Source organism: Stenotrophomonas sp. STEN087 (assembly GCF_056759115.1).
Genome location: NZ_JBRRCR010000121.1, coordinates 1 through 8,306 on the forward strand (window position 1 = coordinate 1; position 8,306 = coordinate 8,306).

The following is an 8,306-nucleotide window of genomic DNA, read 5'->3' on the forward strand; positions in this document are numbered from 1 at the left end:
TTGGGGGGGCTGGGCCCGGGCGGGGTTTTCTCGCGGGTCCGGGCCGCTGCGCGCCCCCGCCCGCTACCGGCTCCGGCGGGGCTCGGGCAGGGCGGTTTTGGTATGCTGTCCAACCGGCTGCGCCGGGCGCTGTACCCCCCTCCCACTACACGATTCCCGCAGATCCATGAGCGAAGCTACCGATACCCCCCCCGTCGACGAAAACAAGTTGATCGCCGAGCGCCGTGAGAAACTCAAAGCGCTGCGTGGGCAGGGCATCGCGTACCCGAACGACTTCCGTCGCGAGGACTTCGCCGGGCAGCTGCAGGCCGACTTCGCCGATGCCGGGACCTGGACCGCCGAGGCCCTGGAAGGCAACGGCCGCCAGGTGAAGATGGCCGGCCGCCTGATGGCCAAGCGCATCATGGGCAAGGCCAGCTTCGCCCAGATCCAGGACGAATCCGGCCGCATCCAGCTGTTCCTGCAGGGCGGCGCCCTGGGCGACGCCTACACCGCCTTCAAGGGCTGGGACGTGGGCGACATCATCGCCGTCGAAGGCGCCCTGACCCGTACCAAGACCGGCGAGCTGTCGGTCAAGGCCGAATCGATCCGCCTGCTGACCAAGTCGCTGCGCCCGCTGCCGGACAAGTGGCACGGCCTGGCCGACGTCGAGCAGCGCTACCGCCAGCGTTACGTCGACCTGATCGTGACCCCGGAATCGCGCGCGGTCTTCATCAAGCGCTCCAAGATCATCCGCGCCATGCGCGCGTGGCTGGACAACCGCGACTTCCTCGAAGTCGAGACGCCGATGATGCATTACATCCCCGGCGGCGCGGCGGCCAAGCCGTTCACCACCCACCACAATGCGCTGGACCTGGACCTGTACCTGCGCGTGGCGCCGGAGCTGTACCTCAAGCGCCTGACCGTGGGTGGCCTGGAGCGCGTCTACGAGATCAACCGCAACTTCCGCAACGAAGGCGTCAGCACCCGCCACAACCCGGAATTCACCATGATGGAGCTGTACGAGGCCTATGCCACGTACAACGAGATCATGGACCTGACCGAAGGCGTGATCCGTGACGTGGCCACCACCGTCAACGGTGGCACCGAAGTGGAGTGGGACGGCGCGAAGATCGACCTGGGCCCGGCCTTCCGCCGCTGGCGCATGGACGAGGCGGTGCGTCACCACAACCCGGAAATCTCGGCCGCCGACTGCACCGACCGCCAGGCGCTGCTGCGCCATTGCGAGCGCCTGAAGATCCGCGTCAAGCCGTCCTACGGCTGGGGCAAGCTGCTGCTGGAGATCTTCGAAGCGACCGTCGAACACACCCTGATCCAGCCGACCTTCATCACCGACCACCCGGTGGAGGTCTCGCCGCTGGCCCGTGCCAACGACAACGATCCGGGCTATACCGACCGCTTCGAGCTGTTCGTCAATGGCAAGGAGCTGGCTAACGGCTTCTCCGAGCTGAACGATCCGGAAGACCAGGCGCAGCGCTTCCAGGCCCAGGTGGCCGCGAAGGAAGGCGGCGACGACGAGGCCATGCATTACGACGCTGATTACATCCGTGCGCTGGAGTACGGCATGGCGCCGACCGGCGGCCTGGGCATCGGCGTGGACCGCCTGGTGATGCTGCTGACCGGCAGCAGCTCGATCCGCGACGTCCTGCTGTTCCCCTACATGCGTCCCGAGCAGTAAGACGCAGTTCCGCTCCCGACTGTGCGCGCCGTCCCGGATCCGGGCGGCGCCATTGACGCGGTCCGCACTCGGCGTATGGTTGTTGCACGGCCTTGACACCCGCTATGGCTTGATGGGGTATCGAGGGCCGATGTGGAGAAGCGTCGATGTGGAGAACCCGCTTCACATTGTGACGACGATCATGAACCGGGGAGCTCGTGACGGGAGTCGTACCGATGCAGGGTGCCAGTGTGCACAGCGGCGGGGTATCCTCGCTGGCTGATCTTCCAGCGTGGTCGAGAAGGCAGGCAGAGAACGCCTTGAACATCGTCATCGTCGACGACCAGACGTCCGCAAGGACGATGCTGCGCCATGTCATTGAAGACATCGCGCCCGAATTGAGCGTGCACGACTTCGGTGATCCGCTCACCGCGCTTGCGTGGTGCGAGTCGTACCCGGTCGATCTGCTGCTGCTGGATTACCGCATGCCGGAGATGGACGGGCTGGAGTTCGCCCGCCGTTTCCGCCGGCTGCCCAAGCACCGCGACATCCCGGTGATCCTGATCACCGTGGTCGGCGACGAGCCGATCCGGCAGGCCGCCTTGGAAGCGGGCGTGATCGATTTCCTGGTCAAGCCGATCCGGCCACGCGAACTGCGTGCGCGCTGCTACAACCTGCTGCAGCTGCGCCAGCGGGCCGAGAACGTGAAGCAACGTGCGCTGTCGCTGGAACAGCGGCTGCTGGCCAGCATGCACGAGGTGGAAGAGCGCGAACGCGAGACCCTTTCGCGGCTGGCGCGCGCCATCGAGTTCCGTGATGCCGGCACCAGTGCCTACCTCGAGCGCATGGCGCGGGTGGCCGGGCTGATCGCCGAGCAGCTGGGCCTGCCCGAGGAAGAGGTCAAGCTCATCGAGATGGCCGCCCCGCTGCACGACATGGGCAAGATCGCCATTCCCGATGCGGTGCTGCTCAAGCAGGGCAAGCTCAACGACGAGGAGCTGGCGATCATGCGCCGGCATCCGCGCATCGGCCACGAGCTGCTCAGTGGCAGCCAGAACCGCTTCATCCAGGTCGGCGCGCTGATCGCGCTGCGCCACCACGAACGCTATGACGGCAGCGGCTATCCCGATGGCCTGGTCGGCGACGCGATTCCGCTGGAAGCGCGCATCGTCGCCGTCGCCGATGTCTTCGACGCGCTGATCTCACCGCGCCCGTACAAGGAAGCATGGACGATGGAAGCGACCCTGGCGTACCTGTATGCCCAGCGCGGCCGCTTGTTCGACCCGCGCTGCGTGGATGCGCTGCTGCGGGGCCGCGAGCAGCTGGAACAGATCTGCGCCGAGCATTCCACCGCCTCGGCGCGGCCGGGGATGGGCGCGTGACATCCCTGCTGTCGCGGATCCGCCTGCGGTTGTCCCAGCGCCACGACAGCGAACACGGGCAGCAGATCGTCCGCATCGTCCTGATCAGCTTCATCCTGGCCTACGTGCTGCTGCCGGCGCCGCGCCACGACCTGCCGCACGACCAGTATGTGGGCGTGCTGGCCATCGTCCTGACCGGCCTGTCGCTGTCGCTGCTGCTGTTCGGCTGGCTGCTGTGGAAGCCGGGTCGCTCCGATCCGCGTCGCGTGCTCGGCATGCTGGCCGACTACGGCCTGATCGCGGCGGGCATGGTGCAGATGGGCGAACCGCTGTCGTGGGTCTACATCGTGGTGATGTGGGTGACCGTCGGCAACGGCATGCGCTTCGGCAACAACTACCTCTACGTCGCCGTGGCGATGGCGATGGTCAGCTTCGGCAGCACCGTGCTGCTGACACCTTACTGGGAGCAGAACCTGCGACTGGCGATCGGGCTCTGGCTGGGCCTGGCTGCGGTACCGTTGTATTTCTCGACCCTGCTCAAGCAGTTGACCAAGGCCATGGCCGAGGCGCGGCGCGCCAGTGAAGCGAAGAGTCGCTTCCTGGCCAACATGAGCCACGAATTCCGAACCCCACTCAATGGATTGAATGGCATGACAGAAGTATTGGCGACGACTCGCCTGGACGATGAGCAACGTGAGTGCCTGAACACCATCCAGGCCTCTTCCCGCAGCCTGCTGGCGCTGGTCGAGGAGGTGCTGGACATCTCCGCGATCGAAGCGGGCAAGCTGCGCGTGGTGGCCGAGGATTTCGTGCTGGCCGACGTAGTCCAGGCCATCGGCCTGATCCTGCTGCCGCAGGCCAAGGCCAAGCACCTGGAGTACAAGGTCAAGGTGGCCGCGAACGTGCCCGCCACGCTGCGCGGCGACGTCGGCCACCTGCGGCAGATCCTGCTCAACCTGGCCGGCAACGCGGTGAAGTTCACCGACCACGGCAAGGTGGAAGTGCGCGTGGGCCTCGTCCACGCGGACACCAATGGCTCGGTGCGCCTGCGCTTCGACATCATCGATACCGGTATCGGCGTGCCGGTAGCCATGCGCCCACGGCTGTTTGAAGCCTTCGAGCAGGCCGACGTCAGCATGGCCCGTCGCCATGAGGGCACCGGCCTGGGCACGACCATTGCCAAAGGCCTGGTCGAGGCCATGCACGGTGAGATCGGCTACCTGGACAGCCCGCCGCAGGGCAGCCACTTCTGGGTCGAGCTGCCGTTCGCGCCGCCGGAGCCGGTGGTGCCGGGTGCGGTACCGAGCGTGGCCGCCGGCGAGGACGTCGGCCCGGGCGGCAACGTCATCGCCTTCACCGACCCGTTCCTGCGCCACCGCGCCCGCGTGCGCAGCATGCAGATCCTGGTGGCCGACGACCACGAGGCCAACCGCATGGTGCTGCAGCGCCTGCTGCAGAAGGCCGGGCACAAGGTGATGTGCGTCGATGGCGGTGAGGCCGTGCTTGATGCGCTGGCCGAGAGCGAGTTCGACGCCGCCATCGTCGACCTGCACATGCCGGGCATGAGCGGCCTGGACATGCTGAAGGAACTACGCGTGATGCAGTCCGGCGGCGGCCCGCGCACGCCGGTGCTGGTGCTCAGTGCCGATGTCACCCCCGAAGCGATCCAGCGCTGCACCCAGGCCGGCGCGCATGCGTTCCTGGCCAAGCCCGTCGTGGCCGTGCGCCTGCTCGATACGCTGGCCGAGATCGCCAACAACGCCCAGCTGAAGGCGTCGGCGCCGCCGATCGTGCGCACCGCCACCAACCTCGATGGCGTGCTCGACACCGGCGTGCTGGATGAGCTGGCCTCGCTGGGCATGGGCGACGGTTTCGAGCGTGAGTTCATCCGGCAGTGCCTGGAGGACGCCGAGAACTGCCTGCGCAAGGCCGAAGTCGACGGCGAGGCAGGCCGCTGGGGCGCCTTCCGCGAACAGTCCCATGCGATCAAGGGCGTGGCCGGCAACCTGGGCCTGGTGCGTGCCGCCAACCGCGCCGGTGAACTGATGCGGATGGCCGACTGGCAGCTCAAGGCCGAATGGCGCCCGCGCCTGGCCGTGCTGCAGGGTGCGATCAAGGAAGGGCGGCAGGCCCTGGATGCACGCGCCGAGCGCAAGGCACGCGGCGCGGCCGACGACATGGAACGGTAGAGTCGAGCTTGCTCGACTGCCTTCGTTTCATGTAGTGCCGAGCCATGCTCGGCTGCATTCCGCGCGGTCCGCGATGCAAGGCATCCACGCAGCAAGGCATCCACGCATGGCGTGGATCTACTGTCTTGGTCGCGCGAGCGCGAAAAAAAGCCCGGGGGCCAGCCGGGCTTGAACCCAGAGGGGGAGGAGAGCAATCAGGCGGCGTCGAGGCCGGCGCGACGGGTCTGTGCCTTGATCAGGCGATCCATCGTGCGCAGCGAACGATCACCCAGGGCCAGGGCGGAGTCGACCCAGACCTTGGTGATTTCCAGCAGCTCGTCGTAGCTGACCGACTGCGCCAGGTTGCGCGCCGCGTTCATGGCCAGGTACGACTGCGGCAAGCGCTGCTGGTGGCGGATCATGTCATCGACGGCGGCGCGGCCTTCCCCCTTCTTCACCAGCACGTCGACCACGCCCAGGGCGTGCATTTCCTCGGACGAATAGATGCGGCCGTCGAGGATGATCTTCTCGGCCAGCTGCGGCGACACCCGGCGGCACAGGAACGAGTACGCGCCCATGCCCGGGAACAGGCCGAACAGCACTTCGGGCAGGCCCATGCCGCAGCCTTCCTCGGCCACGATGGTGTGGCAGGCCAGGGCCATTTCCAGGCCGCCGCCCAGTGCATCGCCCTGGATCAGCGCAATCGAACGCACGTCACCGCCGAAGCCGGTGTGCAGATGGTGCACGCCTTCCACGCAGCGCTGCGCATAGGTCAGCAGCAGGTCGCGGTTGCCTTCGCGGATCAGGCGGGTGAACAGGTCCAAGTCGCCGCCCAGGTTGTAGGCAGCCGCATCGGAGGCCAGCACGAAATGGCGCAGCCGACCGCTGTGGCGCTGGGCCGGGCCGCGGGTGATGGCGCTCATGTAGCTCCACATCTCGTCCAGCATGTCCTTGCGGCAGCAGGGACGGATGCCCGTGGCCGCGTCGGCGTGCATGAACAACCAGTGGGCGGAGTCGTCGTCGTTGTCTTCGGTACGGATGGTGGCGAACGGCGAACCGCTGGCAGACAGCTTTTCAATGGTACTCATGGAAGGGTCCTCGGCATGCGGCCCGCAGAGAGAAGTGGTGGCCGGCGGGCCGAACGGTCCACACACGCGGCGATGCTACACCGGGCGCGGCACCGCGCACGCGAAAAGGCCCGGGTTGTTTCCAACCCGGGCCCTGAAGGTGTTCAAATTCGCCGAAAGCCTTACGTGGCGGGCGTATCGCGGAGCTCGCGACGGAGGATCTTGCCCACGTTGGTCTTCGGCAGCTCCTTTCGGAATTCTACGATTCTGGGGTGCTTGTAGCCGGTGAGGTTGGCCCGCGCATGTTCCTTGACCATTTCGGCGGTCAGGTTCGGGTCCTTCTTCACGATGACCACCTTCACCACTTCACCGGACTTCTCGTCCGGCACGCCGACAGCGGCCACTTCCAGCACGCCCGGCATCATCGCGATGACGTCCTCGACTTCGTTCGGGTACACGTTGAAGCCGGACACCAGGATCATGTCCTTCTTGCGGTCGACGATGTAGAAGAAACCCTGCTCGTCCATTTTCGCCATGTCGCCGGTGTGCAGCCACTGGTCGGCATCGATGGCGGTGGCGGTTTCGTCGGGGCGCTGCCAGTAACCCTTCATCACCTGCGGGCCGCGGATGCACAGCTCGCCCACTTCGCCCATGGCCAAGGTGTTGCCGTTGTCGTCCTTGATGCAGGCATCGGTGGACGGGATCGGCAGGCCGATGGCGCCGTTGTATTCCTTCAGGTCCAGCGGGTTGATGCAGGCCGCCGGCGAGGTCTCGGTCAGGCCGTAGGCCTCGACCAGGGTCACCCCGGTCACCTTCTTCCAGCGCTCGGCCACCGCACGCTGCACGGCCATGCCGCCACCCAGGGTCACCTTCAGCGAGGAGAAGTCGACGGTGTCGAAGCCGGGGGTGTTGAGCAGGCCGTTGAACAGGGTGTTGACGCCGGTGATGGCGGTGAAGCGCACCGACTTGAGCTCCTTGACGAAGCCCTTCATGTCACGCGGATTGGTGATCAGGTGGTTGCAGCCACCGAACTTCATGAAGACCAGGCCGTTCGCCGTCAACGCGAAGATGTGGTACAGCGGCAGGGCGGTGATGATCCACTCCTTGCCCGGCTCGATGCCCGATGCGCCGATCCAGGCCGAGGCCTGCTGCATGTTGGCGATCAGGTTGCGGTTGGTCAGCATCGCGCCCTTGGCCACGCCGGTGGTGCCACCGGTGTACTGCAGGAAGGCGACGTCGTCGTGGTCGATCTCGACCTTGGGCAGGGTGTGGCGGCTGCCGAGCTTGAGCGCCTGGCGGAAGCGCACCGCGCCCTTCAGATGGTAGTTGGGCACCATCTTCTTGACGTACTTGAGCACGAAATTGACGATCGTGCCCTTCAGGCCGAGCAGGTCGCCCAGACCGGTGGTGATGACGTGCTTGACCGGGGTGTCGGCGATGACCTGCTGGACGGTGTCACCGAAGTTGTCGACCACCACCAACGCGCTGACGCCGGCATCGACCAGCTGGTGCTTCAGCTCGCGCGCGGTGTACAGCGGGTTGACGTTGACCACGGTCAGGCCGGCGCGCAGCACGCCGAAGGTGGCGATCGGGTACTGCAGGCAGTTGGGCATCATCAGGGCGACGCGGTCACCCTTCTTGAGCTTCAGCTCACCCAGCAGGTAGGCGGCGAACTGCTCGACCAGGGCGTCGGTTTCGCCGTAGGTGAGGACCTTGCCGAAACTGGAGTAGGCGGGACGGTCGCGGAATTTCGCGACGGAAGCGTCGAAGACCGAAGCTACCGAATGGAACTCGTTGATGTCGATCTCGGCGGGAACGCCTTTCGGATAGCTCTGCAGCCAGGGACGATCCAGACTCATATTCCCCCTCCAGGAATCGTTTTTGATGGGTGCGGCGCGGACAGTATCCGCCAGAACCGCTCGCAGCAGCATACCGTTCCGTAGGGAAAACGCGAAGGGGGCCTCTGTGTCCGGTAGTGGCGGGGGGGGGGGGGGGGGGCGGGGGGGGGGCGCCGCGCCCGCCCCCCCCCCCCCCCGGCGGGGGGGGGGGGGGC

5 protein-coding genes are annotated in these 8,306 nt (G+C 66.5%); 3 read left to right on the forward strand and 2 right to left on the reverse strand.

The genetic code is table 11. The annotated features are described in order from the left end of the window. The first annotated feature begins 166 nt into the window (after positions 1-166). The 3 genes from lysS (at position 167) to ACVOK1_RS19345 (ending at position 5,207) form a co-directional block, all read left to right on the forward strand. Positions 167-1,678, forward strand: a complete 1,512-nt coding sequence (gene lysS / locus ACVOK1_RS19335; RefSeq protein ID WP_481562974.1) for a lysine--tRNA ligase — start codon at positions 167-169, stop codon at positions 1,676-1,678. A gap of 215 nt (positions 1,679-1,893) precedes the next feature. Continuing rightward, a complete protein-coding gene (gene rpfG, locus ACVOK1_RS19340) occupies positions 1,894-3,039 on the forward strand; it encodes a cyclic di-GMP phosphodiesterase response regulator RpfG (protein WP_481562975.1) in 1,146 nt (381 codons plus the stop codon). Continuing rightward, complete coding sequence (locus ACVOK1_RS19345; protein WP_406231579.1) at positions 3,036-5,207, forward strand: response regulator; 2,172 nt, start codon at positions 3,036-3,038, stop codon at positions 5,205-5,207. The genes rpfG and ACVOK1_RS19345 overlap by 4 nt, the downstream gene beginning before the upstream one ends. A gap of 194 nt (positions 5,208-5,401) precedes the next feature. On the opposite strand, the gene ACVOK1_RS19350 is transcribed toward ACVOK1_RS19345, so the two are convergent. Together ACVOK1_RS19350 and ACVOK1_RS19355 are read right to left on the reverse strand one after the other, a co-directional pair. Further along, positions 5,402-6,274, reverse strand: a complete 873-nt coding sequence (locus ACVOK1_RS19350; protein ID WP_108768755.1) for a crotonase/enoyl-CoA hydratase family protein — start codon at positions 6,272-6,274, stop codon at positions 5,402-5,404. A 161-nt stretch (positions 6,275-6,435) separates the two neighbouring features. Beyond that, positions 6,436-8,112 (reverse strand): long-chain fatty acid--CoA ligase, encoded by a 1,677-nt coding sequence (locus ACVOK1_RS19355; RefSeq protein ID WP_108768756.1) that lies wholly within the window; start codon positions 8,110-8,112, stop codon positions 6,436-6,438. Positions 8,113-8,306: the final 194 nt, after the last annotated feature.